Below are 18,363 nucleotides of genomic sequence, written 5' to 3' on the forward strand. Positions count from 1 at the left end.
CCCGGAGTGGCTGCACACCTACAATCACCACCGAGGACACACCGCTCTGAAAGGCCAACCACCCGCCAGCCGCGTCCCCAACCTCACAGGGCAGTACAGCTAGGCCGCCAGCCCCAGCGCCGCCATCCGCTTGGTGTGCGCCTCGGTGATCCGGGAGAACATCCGGCCGACCTCGGCGAGGTCGAAGCCGTCCGCGACGCCGCCCACGAGCATCGTCGACAGCGCGTCCCGGTCGGCGACCACCCGCTGGGACTGCGACAGGGCCTCGCCCATCAGCCGCCGCGCCCACAGCGCGAGTCGGCCGCCCACGCGCGGTTCCGCGTCGATCGCCGCGCGCACCTTCTCGACGGCGAAGCCGGCGTGGCCGGTGTCGTCGAGGACGGCGAGGACGAGTTCGCGGGTGTCCGTGTCGAGCCGGGCGGCGACCTCACGGTAGAAGTCGCTGGCGATCGAGTCGCCGACGTACGCCTTGACGAGCCCCTCGAGCCAGTCCGAGGGCGCCGTCTGCTTGTGGAACCCGTCCAGCGCGGCGACGAACGGTTCCATGGCCGAGGTCGGCTCCTCGCCGATCTCCGTCAGCCGGTCGCGCAGCTTCTCGTAGTGGTGGAACTCGGCCGACGCCATCTTCGCCAACTCCGCCTTGTCCGCAAGGGTCGGCGCCAGCTTCGCGTCCTCCGCGAGCCGCTCGAACGCCGCCAGTTCGCCGTACGCGAGCGCGCCGAGCAGGTCGACGACCGCGGCGCGGTACTGAGGTTCGGCGGAGGCCTGCGTCCAGTCCTGGGCGGCGACTCCGGTGTGTGCGACAGATCCGGCGGAGGCGTTGTCAGGCTTGTCAGAGGTCGTCATGCAGCGCACAATAGCTCGCTCGCCGCGCCACGGAAGTCCCTGCTCAATCAGTGTGACGACGACTACGTGACCAAATCGGCCATCGCGTGTGCGCGTTTCCGGGGTACAGTGGTAATGCGCCCGCCGACTATTCGACGGGCTGCATGAATGAGGATGCCCGGTCGGTGGCCCGATCGGCTCCGACCCGACAGCCCTCCTCGCCCGTACGACGCAGTGCGTACGAAGTTCGGAGGGGGACCCTCAGCGGTTCGAGCGCTAGAGCGTCGGCAGTGGTCCCGTGTCATACGGCTCGCCCGTAAGGCAGTAGTCGACGTCCCCAGCACGGTCCTAGACGACCCCCGCGCTCGCCCTCGCGCCGCGCACACAGAAGAGGCAGCACCCTGACTACGACTTTCCGAGAGCTCGGAATCCTTCCCGAGACGGCCGAAGCACTAGAGGCCGTCGGCATCATCACTCCCTTCCCCATCCAGGAGATGACGCTTCCCGTCGCCCTCTCGGGCAGCGACGTCATCGGCCAGGCCAAGACCGGCACCGGCAAGACGCTGGGCTTCGGCCTCCCCCTCCTCGAGCGCGTCACCGTCCCCGCCGACGTCGAGGCCGGCCGCGCCCGGCCCGAGGACCTCACCGACGCCCCGCAGGCGCTCGTCGTCGTCCCCACGCGCGAGCTGTGCACCCAGGTCACCAACGACCTGCTGACCGCGGGCAAGGTCCGCAACGTGCGCGTTCTCGCGATCTACGGCGGCCGGGCGTACGAGCCGCAGGTCGAGGCCCTCAAGAAGGGCGTCGACGTGATCGTCGGCACCCCGGGCCGTCTGCTGGACCTCGCGGGTCAGAAGAAGCTCGACCTCAAGCACATCAAGGCACTCGTCCTCGACGAGGCCGACGAGATGCTCGACCTGGGCTTCCTGCCCGACGTCGAGAAGATCATCAACATGCTGCCGGCCCGCCGTCAGACGATGCTGTTCTCGGCGACCATGCCGGGCGCGGTCATCGGCCTCGCGCGCCGCTACATGTCGCAGCCCACGCACATCAGCGCCACCTCGCCGGACGACGCGGGCAAGACGGTCGCGAACACCAAGCAGCACATCTACCGCGCGCACAACATGGACAAGCCCGAGCTGGTCGCGCGGATACTGCAGGCCGAGGGCCGCGGTCTCGTGATGGTCTTCTGCCGTACGAAGCGGACGGCGGCCGATCTGGCCGACCAGCTCCAGCAGCGCGGTTTCGCCTCCGGCGCGGTCCACGGCGACCTCGGCCAGGGCGCCCGCGAGCAGGCACTGCGCGCGTTCCGCAACGGCAAGGTGGACGTCCTTGTCTGCACCGACGTCGCCGCCCGCGGCATCGACGTCGAGGGTGTCACCCACGTCATCAACTACCAGTCCCCCGAGGACGAGAAGACGTACCTGCACCGCATCGGCCGCACCGGCCGCGCGGGCGCCAAGGGCATCGCGATCACGCTCGTCGACTGGGACGACATCCCGCGCTGGCAGCTCATCAACAAGGCGCTGGACCTCGGGTTCAACGACCCGCCGGAGACGTACTCGACCTCCCCGCACCTCTTCGAGGAGCTGAGCATCCCCGCTGGCACCAAGGGTGTCCTGCCGCGCGCCGACCGCACGCGCGCCGGGCTCGGGGCGGAGGAGCTGGAGGACCTGGGCGAGACGGGCGGCCGTGGTGCGCGCGGTGACCGCGGAGGCCGTGGTGACCGCGGCGGACGTGGTGACCGAGGAGGTCGCGGTGACCGCGACAACCGAGGCGGTCGGGACGAGTCCCGTTCGGCCGAGGACGAGCGTTCGGCGCGTACGCCGCGTCGCCGTCGCCGCACGCGCAACGGCACCCCGCTGGACACGACCGCTCCTGCCGGGACGGCTCCCGTCGAGGGTGTCGTCGCCCCGCAGGAGACCACCGCGCCGGAGGACGCCACCGCCACCGCGACCCGGACCCCGCGTCGCCGTCGCCGCACCCGCGGCGGATCGTCGGAGGCGGCGCCGGCCACGGCAGCCGTGACGACCGAGCCGACGGTGGCCGAGGCCGCCCCGGTCACGGAGGCCGCGGAGGCCGCCGTCGCCACGGCCGAGGGCACGGCTGTCCTCGACACCGCCGAGATCCCGGCGAAGCCGCGCCGCCGCCGGACCCGCAAGTCCGCGGAGACCGCGGTCGACACGGCCGAGTCCACCACGCCCGAGACGGTGACGGAGGTCCCGGCGGTGCCGGAGGCCGAGGTTCCCGCCGCCGCGCCGCGTCGGCGTACCCGCAAGGCCACGGCTGCGACTGCCCCTGCGGCCGAGGTCGCGGTCGACACCGCCGAGGGGACCGGCACGCCGGAAGCCGAAGCAGCCGAGGCCACGCCTCGCCGTCGTACGCGCAAGACGGCGGCAGCGGCTCCGGCCGAGGCCGCTCTCGACACCGCAGAGGCCGTGGAGGCCAAGCCGCGTCGCCGTACCCGCAAGACCGCGGCCGCCGAGCCCGCCGTCGCCGCCGAGATCCCGGCGCAGGCGACCCCGGAGGCGGAGCCGGCCGAGGTCAAGCCCCGCCGTACGCGCAAGGCCGCCGCCACCGCCGAGGCAGCGGTCGACACCGCCGAGGGCACGGCGACCAAGCCGCGCCGCACGCGCAAGACCGCCGCCGCGGCTCCGGCCGAGGCAGCCGTCGACACCGCCGAGGCTGTGGAGGCCAAGCCGCGTCGCACGCGCAAGACGGTTGCCGCGGCTCCGGCCGAGGCAGCGGTCGACACCGCCGAAGGTGCGGAGGCCAAGCCGCGTCGTACCCGGAAGACCGCCGCTGCCAAGGCAGTTGAGGGTGACGCGGTCGAGGCGGCGGCTGAGGTCAAGCCCCGCCGTACGCGCAAGACCGCCGCTGCGGCCGAACCGGCCGTGGAGGCGGCGGAGGATGTGGAGACGAAGTCTCGTCGTCGCACCCGCAAGGCCGCGGAGCCCGCGGTGACCGCCGCCATCCCGGCCCAGGCCGCGGCAGAACCGGTGGCCGCGCCTCGGCGCCGGGCCCGTAAGACCGCGGCAGCCACGGAGCCCACGGAGAGCTGATCTCCCGCCCGACGGGCCGGTTCGCCTCGCGCGAACCGGGCCGTCGGCGTTCCCGGCCCTCACCGGCGCCCGGAGGCGGAACCGCGACCGATACCCTCCCTCCGTGAGCAGCCGAGCCTTCTTCGCCGCACCCCCCAACGCCCGTGCCTACCCCCTCCACACCCCGCGTGGGGCCTTCGCCGTCGTCGATTCGCCCGTGCCCCCCGGTGTCGAGCCGAAGGGCACCGTGCTGATGCTGCCCGGGTTCACGGGCAGCAAGGAGGACTTCACGCTGCTGCACGAGCCGCTCGCGGGGCGTGGGTACCGTGTCGTGGCCGTGGACGGGCGGGGGCAGTTCGAGTCGGACGGGCCTGCGGAGGACGAATCCGCCTACGCGCAGGACGAGTTGGCGTGGGACGTCCTCGCCCAGGCCGGCGCCCTTGAGGGCCCCGTGCATCTGCTCGGACACTCTCTCGGCGGTCAGATCGCCCGCGCTGCCGTACTGCTCGACCACTCCCCGTTCCGCTCGCTCACCCTGATCGCCTCCGGACCCGCTCAGATCTCCGACTCCCAGCAGCAGCGCGTGAAGCTGTTGCGGGACGCGCTCGCCGTGATGGGCATGGCCGAGGTGTGGGAGGCCATCCTGGCCATGGGGCCACCGGAGGAGGTCGGCGGCCCGGCCCGCGGCATCGGCGGCATGGAGCAGCTGCGCCGCCGCTGGCTGGGCAACAAGCCCGCCCAACTCCGGGCCACGGGGCACCAGTTGTGCACCGAGCCGAACCGCGTTGCCGAACTGGCCGCCGTCCCGCTCCCGTCGCATGTCCTGTCGGGCGCCCACGACGACACCTGGCCGGTGGCGCTGCTGGACGACATGGCCGTACGGCTGAAGGCGCGGCGGACGGTCGTCCCGGGCGCCGAGCATTCCCCGAACACCGACCAGCCCATGCCCACCGCCCGCGCCCTCGCGGACTTCTGGGACGGCCTCCAGCCGAACACGGACTGACTGCGGCAGCGGGGCAAGGACCGGAACTGACCAGGACCAGGATTAGGACCAGGACCAGTGCCGGTTCGGGCTAGTACTGCGCCTGCAGGTGCTCCCAGAAGCCGTCCCGCAGGGCGCGTCTCAGGTCGGGCTGTCCACGGAGCGAGTACTGGAGCAGGCCCTCCGCCTCCACCAGGAGGTCCTGGTCCACCGAGCCCGGCAGATAGGGATGGCCGGGCAGCAGTTCCACCAGCGACTCGCGGCCCCTCGCCGCCAGCCACTTCGCCGCGATCTGCGCGCCGACGAAGCGGACGGCCTCACGGGTGGGGCGGGACGCCGTCGACTCGTAGGCGGGGCCCGTGCGGCGGGACACGTACGGCTTGAAGAAGTCGAGGTCCAGCGTGCGCTGGCTGTCGACCTCCCAGAGCAGGGGCTCGGCCTGGTTGCGGCCCTCCGGTGTCTCGATGCCCCAGAGGTGGACGCGGGCGCCGTACCCCTGGGCCGCCTCGACGGCCGAGACCAGGTCCTCGTCGCCGCCGAGGAGTGCCGCGTCGCTGATGGCGCGGTGGCGGGCCAGGGACTCCAGATCGGAGCGGATGAGGGAGTCGACGCCCTTCTGCTGGTTGTTCGCGTTCAGGTTGCCCAGCCGGACCTTGACGTCCGGGAGCTCGGCGATGGACTGCTGCTCCGCGGTGTGGATACGGCGTCTCGCGCCGTCGTACCAGTAGACCCGCAGCAGCCGGCTGTCCGCGAAGATCGTGCGGGCCTTGTCGATCAGCGCCTCGATGAGCCCTTCCGCGTCCAGGTCGAAGGCGCGGCGGTCCTCCGTCCCGGAGACCAGGCGTCCCGCGGCCGCGTACAGGTATCCCGCGTCGACGAAGATCGCATGGGTCGAGGGCGTCTTCGCCACCTCGGCGAGCATGCGCTGAAGCAGCTCGTTGGTGCGGTCGATGCGGGCGCTGAGGGCCGCGAGGTCGTCGTTCATCGCCTCCATTGTCCTGGCGGTCACGCTGCGAACACAACTGGTCCCGGTCAGTCCAGTCCATGTGGCTTACCGGTCAGTAATTAGCCGTTCGAAAAATTTCTTTAGCGTAGGGAATGTTTGTAACACGCAGCCCGTTGACTACGTACAGATGGCACAACGCCACCAGACGCAACTGAAGTAGTTCTCCGCAGGAGGATGACCAGACGAAGGGAGAAGCCAATGCGCTTCGAAATCATGCGACTCGACGATGTCGACGGCACGGCCGTGGACAGCACCGTCGTGGACGCCGCCTCCGTCAACCGTATCGTTCAGCAGGCTGCCGCGATCGGCCAGCGACTGTGGATCCGGCCGGCCGAGACCTCGGCCTCGTAACCCCGGGATCCCTTACAGGTTTCAGAGCCCCCGTACGGCGTCGACGCCGTACGGGGGCTCTGCGCGTACCCGGCGGGTGCCGACTCTCAGCTCGCCTGGATGACCTGGGTGACGCCGTTGATGATCTGCTGCACGGCGATCGCGGAGAGCATCATGCCCGCGAGCCGTGTCACCAGGACCACGCCGCCGTCCTTGATGACCCGGATGATCAGCAGCGAGTACCGCATCACCACCCACAGGACGACATGGATGGCGAGGATCGCCGTCCACACCGACACCTGCGCCGGGACGCTGTCGGCCTTCTGCACGGCGAGGATGACCGACACGATCGCACCCGGCCCGGCCAGCAGCGGCATGCCCAGAGGTACGAGGGCGACGTTGACGTCCTTGGTCTGCTTCGGCTCGTCCGTCTTGCCGGTGAGCAGGTCCAGCGCGATCAGCAGGAGCAGCAGCCCGCCCGCGATCATCAGCGCGGGCACGGAGACGTGCAGGTAGTCGAGGATCTGGTGCCCGAGCAGCCCGAAGACGGTGATCACGCCGCCGGCCACGCAGACGGCCTGGAACGCCATCCGCTTCTGCACCTTGCCGGGGCGCCCGGAGGTCAGCGCGAGGAAGATCGGGGTGATCCCGGGGGGATCCATGATGACGAAGAGGGTCAGGAACAGGGAGCCGAAGACGGCGAGGTCGAACATGAGGGCCTTGCTGAGCGACAAACGGATGAGGACCTGAGGGTCACGAGAAACGTGACCAGCGCGAAGAACGCGACCAGTGACCAGTGCGAAGAACGCGACGAACGGGACCAGCGCGACAAGCGCGACGGTCGTGGCGTGCGCGGGGGCGTGACCCTCAGGCTCCGCCGGCCCCCGGCACCGGGAACGCCCCCGTCGCCCGTCGCGTGATCTCCCCGTACACCTCGGGATCGGTCACGTTCTCGCCGAGCACGCACGTCTTGCGGCTGCCGTGGTAGTCGCTGGACCCCGTGGTCAGCAGCCCGAGCTCCTTGGCGAGGCCACGCAGCCGCGCCCGGGTGTCCGGGTCGTGGTCCATGTGGTCGACCTCGATGCCGTCGAGTCCGGCCGTGGCCAGCTCGGCGATCGCGGACTCCGGGACCGTACGCCCGCGCTTGCTCGCGCCCGGGTGGGCGAACACGGCGACGCCGCCCGCGCCCTTGATCAGCCGGATCGCCTCGAAGGGGTCGGTCTCGTGCTTCGCCACGTAGGCCCGGCCGCCGTCGGACAGCCAGTCCGGCGTGAAGGCGTCGCTCACCGTCGGTACGACACCGAGTTCGACCAGAGCGGTCGCGACATGGGGGCGTCCGACCGAGCCGTCGCCCGCGATCCGCGCCACCTGCTCCCAGGTGACCGGCACGCCCTGCTCCTGGAGCCTGGCGACCATGGCCCGCGCCCGCGGCACCCGGTCGTCCCGCACCAGCTCGCGCTCGGCGAGCAGGGCGGGCTCCTCGGGGTCGAAGAGGTAGGCCAGCATGTGCAGGGAGACCCCGTCGACCCGGCAGGACAGCTCGGCGCCGGTGACCAGCGTGAGCCCCTCCGGCAGCGCGGCGATCGCCTCGGCGTGTCCTCGGGTGGTGTCGTGGTCGGTCAGCGCTACCACGTCCAGACCGGCCGCGGCGGCGTTGCGCACCAGCTCGGCCGGGGTGTCCGTACCGTCGGAGGCCGTGGAGTGGGTGTGCAGGTCGATGCGCACGACGCGGACTCCAAGCGATGACGGGACGGAGGGAAGCTCAAGGATAACCGGATTTTCGAGCTCCCCTGTCACACCCGCAACCACACAGCGCCCCCTACACAAGCGCCCGGCCGCCGCCTAGGGCTCCAGCAGTCTCGGTGACAACGCACCGCACGGCACCAGCTCCAGCTCGGCACCCGCGTCCCGCAGATCCGTCAGCACCAGCTCGTCGTACATCAGCAGCCCGGACTGCTCGGGCCACACGACCGCCCACACCCACAGCCCGAGCGCCTCGCCCGCGAAGACCGCGCGGTCGTCCGGGGCGCCGGCCACGTGCCACAGCGGGGTCGGGCGGCCGGCGGCGAGGACCTTGGCCTGGGGCGGCTTCTCGACGCTCATGTAGGGCCCCGGGTCCGGGCCGTCGATGCCCGCGTACCGCGCGCCGAGGCCGACGCCGAGTTCCTCGGCCACCAGGATCAGCTCGCCCATTCCGCCGAGCGGTCCGGGTCCGGAGCACGCCACGGCCGTGGCGCGGCCGCCGCCGCGGTCGTCGCCCGCGCAGGCCACGCCGGTGAACAGCCAGCCGACTGGCAGCGGCCACGGCATCCACACCGGTACCTGCGTGCGGTGCACCACGACTTCGAGGGCCTCGACGCTGGGCGGGATCACGGGCTGCACCGGGTGCACGGTGCCATGCGCATCGCACTGCCAGGTATCGGCGAAGAGTCCGGGAGCCCTGACCCGGCCACCACACTTCGGGCAACTGGGTTCGCCCCTCATAGGGCCCCACGGTCCTACCCCCGCCCCTCCACGTCAAGGACTGATCACCCGTCCGGGCGGAAGCCCTTCACCGGCGAAGTTGCATGCAGCTTGCATTATTTAGCCGACCTAACTTACTGTGTGCATATACCAACTATCTTCGGCGTGATGGGAGAACACGATGGGAGACCCCAAAGACCCCTTCGACGCGGGAGCCGGTGGCATCCTGCGGCAGCCCAGGGCGGTGTGGGCGACCGCGGGCGCGTCCGTCGTCGCCTTCATGGGCATCGGACTCGTCGACCCGATCCTGCCGTCCATCGCCTCGGGCCTGGACGCCACGGCGAGCCAGGTCTCGCTGCTCTTCACCTCGTACTTCCTGATCACCGCGATCGCGATGCTGGTCACCGGCTTCGTCTCCAGTCGCATCGGCGGCCGCAGGACCCTGCTGCTCGGCCTGGCCCTGGTCGTACTCTTCGCGGCCCTGTCGGGCACCTCGAGCTCGGTCGGCGAACTCGTCGGCTTCCGGGCCGGCTGGGGCCTCGGCAACGCGCTGTTCGTCTCGACGGCCCTCGCGGTCATCGTCGGCGCGGCGGCCGGCGGCAGCGCGGCCGCGATCCTGCTGTACGAGTCCGCCCTCGGCCTCGGCATGGCCTGCGGGCCCCTGCTGGGCGCGCTGCTCGGCGACGCCAGCTGGCGCTACCCCTTCTTCGGCACCGCGTTCCTGATGGCGATCGGCTTCCTGTGCATCACGGCGTTCCTGAAGGAACAGCCGAAGCCGGCCCGGAAGATCTCACTGCTCGACCCGATCAAGGCGCTCGGCCACGGCGGACTCGCCTCGGCGGCGGTGTCGGCGTTCTTCTACAACTACACGTTCTTCACCGTGCTGGCCTTCACCCCGTTCGTGCTGGACATGACCCCGTACAAGTCGGGTGCCGTGTTCTTCGCCTGGGGCGTGCTGCTCGCCGTCTTCTCCGTGATCGTGGCGCCTCGTATGCAGGAGCGGTTCGGTTCACTGAAGGTGCTCGGCGGCTCGCTGGTACTGCTCGCGGTCGACGTGCTCGTCCTCGGGTACGGCAGCCACACCGCCGCCATCGTCTGCACGATCCTGTCCGGCGCCTTCATCGGCGTGAACAACACCGTGTACACGGAGCTGGCGCTCGGGGTGTCGGACGCCCCGCGCCCGGTGGCGAGCGCGGGCTACAACTTCGTGCGCTGGTTCGCGGCCGCCGCCGCTCCCTACTTCGCGCCGAAGATCGAGGAGTGGAGCGACATCCACATGCCGTTCGTCGTCGCGGCCGTGACGGCCGCCCTGGGTGCGCTCGTGGTCGTCGTACGACGGAAGGCGCTCGCGCACGAGGCCGAGGAGCTGGAGCCGAGGCACGCGGTCGAGGACGGCGTCACCGTTTTCGCCGGCTGAGTCAACTGGCGGTTTTCAGCCACCGGTTGGTGAGATCGCTCACTCCAGAGGGACGGACTTGCGGGACGGATCCCGCAGGTCCGTCCCGTTCGTCAGCCAGCGCTCCTGGAGGGCCTGCGCTCCGTGCACCCGCTTCCAGGCCGCCTCGTTCGGCGTCATCGGGAACAGCGGCAGGAACCGTACGGGGTCCAGGGGCTCGTCCAGTTCCAGATCCTCGACCAGGCCGCCCGGCTCACCCACCAGGACCGAGGTGAACGGGGCTCCGGGCCACAGCGGCTCACCGACGTCGAGGGAGGCGCCGGAGGCCACGACCACGCCCTCGACCTGCGGGGAAGCGGCGAGGACGGCGAGCGGGCGGAGTACCTTGTCGGTTTCGGCGAGACCGCTTCGTACCGAAAGGAGCAGTTCGGCGCGCGGGCCCTTGACGGGGTCGGCGAGCACCGCGGTGGGGTCGGCCATGGGCTGCGCGGACATGCCGAGCGTGGCGTAGCGGACCACGCCGCCCTCCTGGCCGGTGTCCTGGAAACGCAGCACCTCGATGCGGTCCGTGCCGAGGAAGGTGACCGCCGCGCGCGCGTCCGGCTCGCCCAGCGCACTGCGCAACCGGGCCTCGACCAGAGGAAGAACATCAGCCATGACGCGAGCATAGAACTCGTCAGTACCGGGCAAAGCAGCGCCTTGACACTTCGGTCGACTGGTACTCTGGCCCGGTGGTTCGGGGCAGCACGCAGAAGCGTCGCGATCAAGCCCCGACGCCGAAGGAACTCCCTTACGAGGGACCGGCCGGAGGAGGTGGGGCTGCAATGGACCGAAGTCGACCGTGCAGTAGCACCCGCTCTTCCCGCCGCTGATGTAGCTGCTCTGGCCCTGGCTGGCTGCCACCTCTCGCACTCGCTTCACCGCGGAAGAGCGCTTCGTTTCGTTTTACCTGATCTGTCCGAACTGCCTGTTCCCGGCAGTAGCTGAATCAGTAGCGAAGCTCGCCACCGCGACGGTGCGGTGCTCCCCGCTTTGTGGACGTGCCAAACATCCGCAGTCAGGACGTCCCCATTCCGGGCAGTTCCAACCGCCTCGGCGGCCTTTCGTTGCCTGTCACGAAGGAGCCTGCCATGTCGATGATCCGCGACCTGCGTGCCGTCGTCCGCCCGTCCCGCGTCTCCCTGCGCAAGGACAGCAGCAGCGTCTACGACACCACCCGCGACCCTTCGACCCCGTCCGCCGTCGTCGACTGCGCCGTCTACCGCGACGGCGCCCGCGTCGAGATGCCGAAGCCGCTCACGCCGCACGAGGCGATGCGCCTGGTGCGCCGCGACGGGGGCTTCGTGTGGATCGGGCTGCACGAGCCGACCGAGGCCGAATTCTCCGGTATCGCCAGCGAGTTCGGGCTGCACCCGCTGGCCGTGGAGGACGCGGTGCAGGCCCACCAGCGCCCCAAGCTGGAGCGCTACGACGACTCCCTGTTCACCGTGTTCAAGACCATCCACTACGTCGAGCACGACCGGGTCACCGCCAACAGCGAGGTCGTCGAGACCGGCGAGGTCATGTGCTTCACCGGCCGGGACTTCTTCATCACCGTCCGGCACGGCGGCCAGGGCTCCCTGCGGGCACTGCGCCACCGGCTCCAGGACGACCCCGAGCTGCTCGCCAAGGGACCCTCGGCGGTACTGCACGCGATCGCCGACCATGTCGTCGACGGCTACATCGCGGTCGCGGACGCGGTGCAGGACGACATCGACGAGGTGGAGACCGAGGTCTTCTCACCGGGCCGCCGGGGCGGCGTCTCGCGCGGTGTCGACTCGGCGGGGATCTACCAACTCAAGCGTGAGGTACTGGAGTTCAAGCGGGCCGTCTCTCCGCTGCTGCGCCCCATGCAGCTGCTCAGCGAGCGCCCGATGCGGCTGATCGACCCGGACATCCAGAAGTACTTCCGGGACGTCGCCGACCACCTCGCCCGCGTCCAGGAGCAGGTCCTCGGCTTCGACGAACTGCTCAACTCGATCCTCCAGGCCAACCTCGCGCAGGCGTCCGTCGCGCAGAACGAGGACATGCGCAAGATCACCTCGTGGGCCGCGATCATCGCCGTACCGACGATGGTGTGCGGGGTGTACGGCATGAACTTCGACCACATGCCGGAGCTGCACTGGAAGTACGGCTATCCCGTGATCATGTCGGTCACGGTGGCCCTCTGCGTGGGCATCCACCGCACCCTCAAGCGCAACGGCTGGCTCTGAAGACCCCTGGATAGGCTGAGCCCATGACTAGCGAGCTGCTCGACCAGGCCCTCGTCGAGGAGGCCACGAAGAAGTCCGGCCTCATCTGGGTCGAGGGCCCCGACGGCCCGGCCCGCGCACTGTGGCACGTGTGGCACGAGGGCGCGGCCTGTCTGATCGGCGACGGGCCCGGCGAACAGCCGCTGCCCGGGCTGGCCGACAAGACCACGGCCCAGGTCACGGTCCGCAGCAAGGACAAGGGCGGCCGGCTGGTCTCCTGGGCGGCGACGGTCGTGGAGCTGGCGTCCCGCTCCCCCGAGTGGGAGGCGGCGGTCGCGGAGCTCAAGGGCAAACGGCTGAACGCCCCGGACGGCGAGGCCATGACGGAGCGGTGGGCCCGCGAATGCCGGGTACTGCGCCTGGAGCCCACCGGCACGACGTCACCGCTGCCCGACGGCGATCTGGCGAAGGCGCCGCTGCCGACGCCGGCGACGACGCGTGAGCCGGTTCCGGCGGGGCTGCCGCGACTGTTGCTGAAGCGTCGCAAGCGACGGTAGCCGTCAGGACGCCGGCAGCTTCTTGCCGTAGTCCACCGTCTCGTCCTTGTCCGGCTCCGTCAGAGCGAAGGTCTTGCCCCAGGCCGAGAAGGTCAGGGTGCCGGCGCCGCCCGCCCGTACCAGGCGGAGCGGATACGGCTTGCCCTCCAAGGAGACGTCCAGCGTGCCGCCGGAACCGTCGTCGCCCGCGATGCGGATGGTGCGCACACCCGCCTGCTCGTGGTGGCCGTCCGTCTCCAGCGTGCCGTGCAGCGTCAGCAGACCGTCGAGGAGGACGTCCATGTCCGTGAAGCCGCTGAACTTCTTGTACGAGGGGTCGCCCTGCGGCACCTTCACGTACTTGTCGTCGAGCTTGTCGGCCGCCGCCGCGTCGGCGTCGGAGCCGTCGCCCTTGCCGTCCGCGTCGGTCCAGAAGCCCGCGTCCGCCTTGAGGAAGAGCTGCTCCTTGATCCGCAGCAGGTGGAAGGTCGCGTCCTCGGAGGTGACCGAGCCGGAGCCGCCGTCGGACTTCAGGCGCATGTCGAGCTTGTACGTCCGCCCGCTTGCGACCACGTTCCCGGAGAGCCGGACCGCCTCGGCCGACCCGGCCGCGGTACGCGTCCTGGACTGGATCTGGTCGGCCGGCAGCTTGCCGACGCCGTTGGTCCCCGCGTCCGGGTCCTCGCCGCATCCCGTCAGGCCGGTCCCCGTCACGACGAGGGCGCACAGCGCGCCCGTCAGTGCGGCCCTGCGGGTACGGCGCCGGGGAATCGCAGTCACAGGTGGGGCTGCCTTTCTGACAAGGGTCCTTCAGCGGCGTACGGCAGCGTACCGGGGCCCGGCAGCACGGACGGAGCCAGACCGTCCGGACCCCTCACCAGCGCGTATCCGAACGGGACGGGCTAGCCTGAAGCCCACCCGAGCGGGCAATTCGGAAAAGAGACCCACCCAGCGGCCCAGGACACAACTCCGTACGAATCCCGCACGAAAAGGAAGCACAGCCATGGCAGCGGGCGCCCCCCGGATCTTCGTCTCGCACCTCGCCGACGTCGCCGTCTTCGACCCGGCCGGCGACCAGGTCGGCCGCCTGCGCGACCTGGTCGTCATGCTGCGCGTCGGACGGCGGCCGCCACGCCTGCTCGGCCTGGTCGTCGAACTCGCCACGCGCCGCCGCATCTTCCTGCCCATCACCCGCGTGACCGGCATCGAGTCCGGCCAGGTCATCACCACCGGCGTCCTCAACGTCCGCCGCTTCGAGCAGCGGCCCACCGAGCGGCTGGTCTTCGGGGAACTCCTCGACCGACGCGTCACGCTCGTCGAGACCAAGGAGGAGGTCACGGTCCTGGACGTCGCGGTGCAGCAGCTGCCGGCCCGCCGGGACTGGGAGATCGACCGCGTCTTCGTCCGCAAGGGCGGCAAGGGCGGCGCCTTCCGGCGCAAGGGCGAGACCCTGACCGCCGAGTGGTCCGCCGTCACCGGCTTCTCCCTCGAGGAGCACGGACAGGGCGCCGAGAGCCTCCTCGCCACGTTCGAGCAGCTGCGCCCGGCCGACCTCGCCAACGTTCTGCACCACCTCTCCCCCAAGCGGCGCGCCGAGGTCGCCGCCGCCCTCGACGACGACCGCCTGGCCGACGTCCTGGAGGAACTGCCGGAGGACGACCAGATCGAGATCCTCGGCAAGCTGAAGGAGGAGCGGGCCGCCGACGTCCTGGAGGCGATGGACCCGGACGACGCGGCCGACCTGCTCTCCGAGCTGCCCCAGGGCGACCAGGAGCGGCTGCTGAGCCTGATGAAGCCCTCCGACGCGGCCGACATGCGGCGCCTGTTGGCGTACGAGGAGCACACGGCCGGCGGTCTGATGACGACCGAGCCGATCGTGCTGCGGCCCGACGCGACCGTCGCCGACGCGCTCGCCCGCGTCCGCAACCCCGACCTGTCCCCCGCCCTCGCCGCCCAGGTCTACGTCTGCCGGCCGCCCGACGAGACCCCGACCGGCAAGTACCTCGGCACGGTCCATTTCCAACGGCTGCTGCGCGACCCTCCGTACACGCTGGTCAGCTCGATCCTCGACGACGACCTGCAGTCGCTGGCCCCGGACGCGGCGCTGCCCCTCGTCGCCGGGTTCTTCGCGACGTACGACATGGTCGCGGCGCCCGTCGTGGACGAGGCCGGGTCGCTGCTGGGCGCGGTGACCGTGGACGACGTGCTGGACCACATGCTGCCCGACGACTGGCGGGAGACCGAGTTCCACCTCGACGAGGACGAGGAGGTGGCCCCCCATGGCTCCTGAGCGCGAGAGCACCCGCGAGGCCGCCCGGGAGCGCACTCTGGCGGGCGCGACCGCCACCACCCGCTCCCGCCCCCGCCTCGACCAGCCCCGCCCGCCCCGGCGCCGGCTCCTGCCCGAGTGGGACCCGGAGGCCTTCGGGCGGCTGTCGGAGCGCATCGCGCGCTTCCTGGGCACCGGGCGGTTCATCGTCTGGATGACGATCGTCATCATCCTGTGGGTGCTGTGGAACATCTTCGCGCCCAGTGACCTGCGCTTCGACAACTACCCGTTCATCTTCCTGACGCTGATGCTGTCGCTCCAGGCCTCCTACGCGGCCCCGCTGATCCTGCTCGCGCAGAACCGGCAGGACGACCGTGACCGGGTCAACCTCGAACAGGACCGCAAGGCGAGCGAGCGGTCGATCGCCGACACCGAGTACCTGACCCGCGAGATCGCCTCGCTCCGGATCGGCCTCGGTGAGGTCGCGACCCGGGACTGGATCCGCTCCGAACTGCAGGACCTGGTCAAGGAACTGGACGGGCGGCACGACGGCCATGTCGTATTCCCGGCAGAACGGTCGCGGGCACGTGACGTAGACGACCGGTGACGGGGCTTTCCGCAGCCCCCGCCGGGCGCCGTACCATCGTCCTTATGGCTACGGAAGACGCGGTGCGTGAAGCACTGGCGACGGTGAACGACCCCGAGATCAACCGACCCATCACCGAACTGGGGATGGTCAAGTCCGTGGAGATCGGCACGGACGGAGCGGTCGCGGTCGCCGTGTACCTGACGGTCTCCGGCTGCCCCATGCGCGAAACGATCACGCAGCGCGTGACGGATGCGGTCTCGGCGGTCGAGGGCGTCACCCGCGTCGACGTCGAACTCGACGTCATGAGCGACGAGCAGCGCAAGGAACTGGCGACCGCGCTGCGCGGTGGCCAGACCGAGCGCGAGGTCCCCTTCGCCAAGCCGGGCTCCCTCACCCGCGTGTACGCGGTCGCCTCCGGCAAGGGCGGCGTCGGCAAGTCGTCGGTGACGGTGAACCTGGCGGCGGCGATGGCCGCGGACGGTCTGAAGGTCGGTGTCGTCGACGCCGACATCTACGGCCACAGCGTGCCGCGCATGCTGGGCGCCGACGGCCGTCCGACCCAGGTCGAGAACATGATCATGCCGCCGTCCGCGCACGGCGTGAAGGTCATCTCGATCGGCATGTTCACCCCGGGCAACGCCCCGGTCGTCTGGCGCGGCCCGATGCTCCACCGCGCCCTCCAGCAGTTCCTGGCGGACGTGTACTGGGGCGACCTGGACGTCCTGCTGCTCGACCTGCCGCCCGGCACGGGCGACATCGCCATCTCGGTGGCCCAGCTGGTCCCGAACGCCGAGATCCTGGTCGTGACGACGCCTCAGCAGGCGGCGGCCGAGGTGGCCGAGCGGGCGGGCTCCATCGCCGTCCAGACCCACCAGAAGATCGTCGGCGTGGTGGAGAACATGTCCGGCCTGCCCTGCCCGCACTGCGACGAGATGGTCGACGTCTTCGGCACGGGCGGCGGCCAGTCGGTGGCGGACGGCCTGACCCGTACGACGGGCGCCACCGTCCCGGTCCTCGGCTCCATCCCCATCGACGTCCGTCTCCGCGAGGGCGGCGACGAGGGCAAGCCGGTCGTCCTGTCCGACCCGGACTCCCCGGCGGGCGCGGCCCTGCGGGCGATCGCGGGGAAGCTGGGGGGACGGCAGCGGGGTCTGTCGGGCCTGTCCTTGGGCATCACGCCAAGGAACAAGTTCTAGAACGCCCTGGGGGCGTGGGCGAAGGGGCGCCGGACACCACCGGCGCCCCTTTGTCATGCGTAGGTGCCGATGTCCTTGATCATGGCGAAGCCGAGCCCGTACGCGCTCATGCCTCTCCCGTACGCCCCCACGTGCACCCCCTGCTGAGTCGACCCGGCCAGCACCCAGCCGAACTCGGACTCGCGGTAGTGGAAGGTCGTCGGAACGCCGTCCACGGGCAGCGACAGCGTCGACCAGTCGTCGCCGTCCAGGTCGTCCGCGAGGGCCCAGGCCGTCTCGGTCTGCTGGTCCAGCCAGTCGTCACGCAGGCTGTGGTCCATCTGGCCCGGCCAGGTGAAGGACAGCAGCCCCACTCCCGCCAGCCAGGCCGCCGAGGACACCGACGTGGCCTCGAGGAGGCCGGTGCCGTCGGCGCTGCGCCGCACGGGGTTGGCCGCGACGGTGACCACCACCGCGAACTTCTCCTTGTCCTCCGACGCCTCGTTCCGTACGGAGGGCTCGTCGCCGTGTCCGATGGAACCGTGCTCGACGGCTCCGTCGGCCGCCGTACCGACCTGCATCAGCCAGCGCGGTCCCGTGAAGGCCTCGTCGAGGCCGTACCACGGGAAGGGCGCCAGCAGGTAGCCGTCGACCGTGCGCCGGGCGGAGGTGACCTGTTGTCCACCCTCCGCGGCCGCCGCCTGCCCGACTGCCCGACTCGTCGTCTCCATGTGCCCGGACGCCTCCTCGCTCTCGTCGGAACGAACGGCCCGCCCCCCTTCGGGCGTACTCGTCCGCTCCGCACAACAACTCGGCAGCATAGCCACCCTGCTCCGAGCAGCCGGGAAACCGCCCGGCGGGTGGGTCGCCCAGAGGGCGCGTTCAGGCCGTGGAGGGTCCCTCAGGAGTATGAAACGCGTCACGTACGGCGGAGCGTGCGCCCGGGCGTACGGCTCAGGTGGCGTCCGCGTCGTACGGCGGGCGCTCCGCGGGCGTCTCGGGCTTCTTCGTCATGTCGACGGTGCCGCCGGAGGATGCGGACGACGAGGAAGAGGACGACGACGAGTCGCTGTCACGGCCGTGGACCGCGTCCGTGACCTCGGCCATCTCCTTCTTCAGGTCGAAGCCGTTGCGGATCTCCTTGAGCCCCAGTTCGTCGTTGTCCAGCTGCTTGCGGATGAACGTTTTGGGGTTGAGGTCCTCGAACTCGAAGTCCTTGAACTCCGGGCCCAGTTCGCTGCGGATGTCCTGCTTGGCGCTCTCCGAGAACTCCCGGATCTTGCGGATGGTCCGCGTGACGTCCTGGATGACCTTCGGGAGCTTGTCCGGACCGAAGACGAGCACGGCGAGGACAACGAGCGTGATCAGCTCGAGCGGTCCTATGTCATTGAACACCTGAAGCTCCTTGCGATGTCCTCGGTCCTCGGCCCTCGGGGGTCAGTGCGGTCTTCCGTGGTCCGGGCCGGGTCCACGGTACCCGGCCTTCCCGTCGGACGGGTACTGTCCCGAGCCCTCCGAGT

General features: G+C 70.6%; 18 protein-coding genes and 1 pseudogene. 10 read left to right on the top strand and 9 right to left on the bottom strand.

Annotated features, from left to right (window positions below):
* Positions 1-103, top strand: a pseudogene (locus KUM49_RS35440) (IS481 family transposase); the annotation flags it as partial.
* Here the strand turns inward: KUM49_RS35440 and KUM49_RS35445 are convergent.
* Positions 100-855 (bottom strand): ferritin-like domain-containing protein, encoded by a 756-nt coding sequence (locus KUM49_RS35445; protein ID WP_217241064.1) that lies wholly within the window; start codon positions 853-855, stop codon positions 100-102. The pseudogene KUM49_RS35440 and the gene KUM49_RS35445 overlap by 4 nt on opposite strands.
* Positions 856-1,319: 464 nt before the next feature.
* Between KUM49_RS35445 and KUM49_RS35450 the strand changes: the two genes are divergently transcribed.
* Together KUM49_RS35450 and KUM49_RS35455 are read left to right on the top strand one after the other, a co-directional pair.
* On the top strand, positions 1,320-3,887 hold the full coding sequence (locus tag KUM49_RS35450) for a DEAD/DEAH box helicase (protein WP_217241065.1): 2,568 nt from the start codon (positions 1,320-1,322) through the stop codon (positions 3,885-3,887).
* 103 nt (positions 3,888-3,990) lie between these two features.
* Positions 3,991-4,869: an alpha/beta fold hydrolase gene (locus tag KUM49_RS35455; protein WP_217241066.1), complete on the top strand. Its 879-nt coding sequence runs from the start codon at positions 3,991-3,993 to the stop codon at positions 4,867-4,869.
* Positions 4,870-4,939: 70 nt separating this feature from the next.
* On the opposite strand, the gene KUM49_RS35460 is transcribed toward KUM49_RS35455, so the two are convergent.
* Positions 4,940-5,833: an NYN domain-containing protein gene (locus KUM49_RS35460; RefSeq protein WP_217241067.1), complete on the bottom strand. Its 894-nt coding sequence runs from the start codon at positions 5,831-5,833 to the stop codon at positions 4,940-4,942.
* A 219-nt stretch (positions 5,834-6,052) separates the two neighbouring features.
* Between KUM49_RS35460 and KUM49_RS35465 the strand changes: the two genes are divergently transcribed.
* On the top strand, positions 6,053-6,205 hold the full coding sequence (locus KUM49_RS35465; protein ID WP_217241068.1) for a hypothetical protein: 153 nt from the start codon (positions 6,053-6,055) through the stop codon (positions 6,203-6,205).
* An 86-nt stretch (positions 6,206-6,291) separates the two neighbouring features.
* On the opposite strand, the gene KUM49_RS35470 is transcribed toward KUM49_RS35465, so the two are convergent.
* The 3 genes from KUM49_RS35470 to KUM49_RS35480 form a co-directional block, all read right to left on the bottom strand.
* A complete protein-coding gene (locus KUM49_RS35470; protein ID WP_217241174.1) occupies positions 6,292-6,897 on the bottom strand; it encodes a MarC family protein in 606 nt (201 codons plus the stop codon).
* Positions 6,898-7,051: 154 nt separating this feature from the next.
* Complete coding sequence (locus KUM49_RS35475; RefSeq protein WP_217241069.1) at positions 7,052-7,909, bottom strand: PHP domain-containing protein; 858 nt, start codon at positions 7,907-7,909, stop codon at positions 7,052-7,054.
* Between the two features lie 117 nt (positions 7,910-8,026).
* The gene (locus tag KUM49_RS35480) at positions 8,027-8,668 is read right to left on the bottom strand and encodes a DUF6758 family protein (RefSeq protein ID WP_217241070.1); all 642 of its coding nucleotides are present in this window, start codon (positions 8,666-8,668) and stop codon (positions 8,027-8,029) included.
* Positions 8,669-8,828: 160 nt separating this feature from the next.
* Here KUM49_RS35480 and KUM49_RS35485 point away from each other — a divergent pair, with 160 nt between their 5' ends.
* The gene (locus KUM49_RS35485; RefSeq protein ID WP_217241071.1) at positions 8,829-10,064 is read left to right on the top strand and encodes an MFS transporter; all 1,236 of its coding nucleotides are present in this window, start codon (positions 8,829-8,831) and stop codon (positions 10,062-10,064) included.
* A gap of 39 nt (positions 10,065-10,103) precedes the next feature.
* Here KUM49_RS35485 and KUM49_RS35490 read toward each other — a convergent pair whose 3' ends face one another.
* On the bottom strand, positions 10,104-10,700 hold the full coding sequence (locus tag KUM49_RS35490) for a suppressor of fused domain protein (protein ID WP_217241072.1): 597 nt from the start codon (positions 10,698-10,700) through the stop codon (positions 10,104-10,106).
* A gap of 473 nt (positions 10,701-11,173) precedes the next feature.
* Here KUM49_RS35490 and KUM49_RS35495 point away from each other — a divergent pair, with 473 nt between their 5' ends.
* Positions 11,174-12,295, top strand: a complete 1,122-nt coding sequence (locus KUM49_RS35495) for a magnesium and cobalt transport protein CorA (protein WP_217241073.1) — start codon at positions 11,174-11,176, stop codon at positions 12,293-12,295.
* A 23-nt stretch (positions 12,296-12,318) separates the two neighbouring features.
* On the top strand, positions 12,319-12,831 hold the full coding sequence (locus tag KUM49_RS35500; RefSeq protein WP_217241074.1) for a hypothetical protein: 513 nt from the start codon (positions 12,319-12,321) through the stop codon (positions 12,829-12,831).
* 3 nt (positions 12,832-12,834) lie between these two features.
* Here the strand turns inward: KUM49_RS35500 and KUM49_RS35505 are convergent, their stop codons facing one another.
* Positions 12,835-13,590: a hypothetical protein gene (locus KUM49_RS35505; protein WP_217241075.1), complete on the bottom strand. Its 756-nt coding sequence runs from the start codon at positions 13,588-13,590 to the stop codon at positions 12,835-12,837.
* Positions 13,591-13,813: 223 nt separating this feature from the next.
* On the opposite strand from KUM49_RS35505, the gene KUM49_RS35510 reads away from it, so the two are divergent.
* From KUM49_RS35510 to KUM49_RS35520, 3 genes are read left to right on the top strand one after another with little or no spacing between them, the layout of a single operon-like run.
* Positions 13,814-15,100: a magnesium transporter MgtE N-terminal domain-containing protein gene (locus KUM49_RS35510; protein ID WP_217241076.1), complete on the top strand. Its 1,287-nt coding sequence runs from the start codon at positions 13,814-13,816 to the stop codon at positions 15,098-15,100.
* Entirely contained in the window at positions 15,090-15,686 is a 597-nt protein-coding gene (locus KUM49_RS35515) for a DUF1003 domain-containing protein (protein ID WP_217241077.1), read from the top strand. Before KUM49_RS35510 ends, KUM49_RS35515 begins: the two co-directional genes overlap by 11 nt.
* Before the next feature lie 44 nt (positions 15,687-15,730).
* Positions 15,731-16,864, top strand: a complete 1,134-nt coding sequence (locus KUM49_RS35520) for an Mrp/NBP35 family ATP-binding protein (protein ID WP_217241078.1) — start codon at positions 15,731-15,733, stop codon at positions 16,862-16,864.
* Positions 16,865-16,917: 53 nt separating this feature from the next.
* Here KUM49_RS35520 and KUM49_RS35525 read toward each other — a convergent pair whose 3' ends face one another.
* Together KUM49_RS35525 and KUM49_RS35530 are read right to left on the bottom strand one after the other, a co-directional pair.
* Complete coding sequence (locus KUM49_RS35525) at positions 16,918-17,574, bottom strand: hypothetical protein (protein ID WP_217241079.1); 657 nt, start codon at positions 17,572-17,574, stop codon at positions 16,918-16,920.
* 223 nt (positions 17,575-17,797) lie between these two features.
* Positions 17,798-18,238, bottom strand: coding sequence for a sec-independent translocase (locus tag KUM49_RS35530; protein WP_217241080.1), 441 nt, complete (start codon positions 18,236-18,238; stop codon positions 17,798-17,800).
* Between the last annotated feature and the right edge of the window lie 125 nt (positions 18,239-18,363).

The sequence above is a fragment of the Streptomyces sp. AC555_RSS877 genome (assembly GCF_019049245.1).
GTDB lineage: Bacteria > Actinomycetota > Actinomycetes > Streptomycetales > Streptomycetaceae > Streptomyces.

Excerpts from the sequence above, each read along its gene's own strand:
- KUM49_RS35500 (WP_217241074.1), top strand. The coding sequence starts at position 12,319 with ATGACTAGCGAGCTGCTCGACCAGGCCCTCGTCGAGGAGGCCACGAAG.
- KUM49_RS35480 (WP_217241070.1), bottom strand. The coding sequence starts at position 8,668 with ATGAGGGGCGAACCCAGTTGCCCGAAGTGTGGTGGCCGGGTCAGGGCT.
- KUM49_RS35460 (WP_217241067.1), bottom strand. The coding sequence starts at position 5,833 with ATGAACGACGACCTCGCGGCCCTCAGCGCCCGCATCGACCGCACCAAC.
- KUM49_RS35520 (WP_217241078.1), top strand. The coding sequence starts at position 15,731 with ATGGCTACGGAAGACGCGGTGCGTGAAGCACTGGCGACGGTGAACGAC.
- KUM49_RS35490 (WP_217241072.1), bottom strand. The coding sequence starts at position 10,700 with ATGGCTGATGTTCTTCCTCTGGTCGAGGCCCGGTTGCGCAGTGCGCTG.
- KUM49_RS35465 (WP_217241068.1), top strand. The coding sequence starts at position 6,053 with ATGCGCTTCGAAATCATGCGACTCGACGATGTCGACGGCACGGCCGTG.
- KUM49_RS35510 (WP_217241076.1), top strand. The coding sequence starts at position 13,814 with ATGGCAGCGGGCGCCCCCCGGATCTTCGTCTCGCACCTCGCCGACGTC.
- KUM49_RS35495 (WP_217241073.1), top strand. The coding sequence starts at position 11,174 with ATGTCGATGATCCGCGACCTGCGTGCCGTCGTCCGCCCGTCCCGCGTC.
- KUM49_RS35450 (WP_217241065.1), top strand. The coding sequence starts at position 1,320 with ATGACGCTTCCCGTCGCCCTCTCGGGCAGCGACGTCATCGGCCAGGCC.
- KUM49_RS35470 (WP_217241174.1), bottom strand. The coding sequence starts at position 6,897 with ATGTTCGACCTCGCCGTCTTCGGCTCCCTGTTCCTGACCCTCTTCGTC.
- KUM49_RS35485 (WP_217241071.1), top strand. The coding sequence starts at position 8,829 with ATGGGAGACCCCAAAGACCCCTTCGACGCGGGAGCCGGTGGCATCCTG.
- KUM49_RS35515 (WP_217241077.1), top strand. The coding sequence starts at position 15,090 with ATGGCTCCTGAGCGCGAGAGCACCCGCGAGGCCGCCCGGGAGCGCACT.
- KUM49_RS35525 (WP_217241079.1), bottom strand. The coding sequence starts at position 17,574 with ATGGAGACGACGAGTCGGGCAGTCGGGCAGGCGGCGGCCGCGGAGGGT.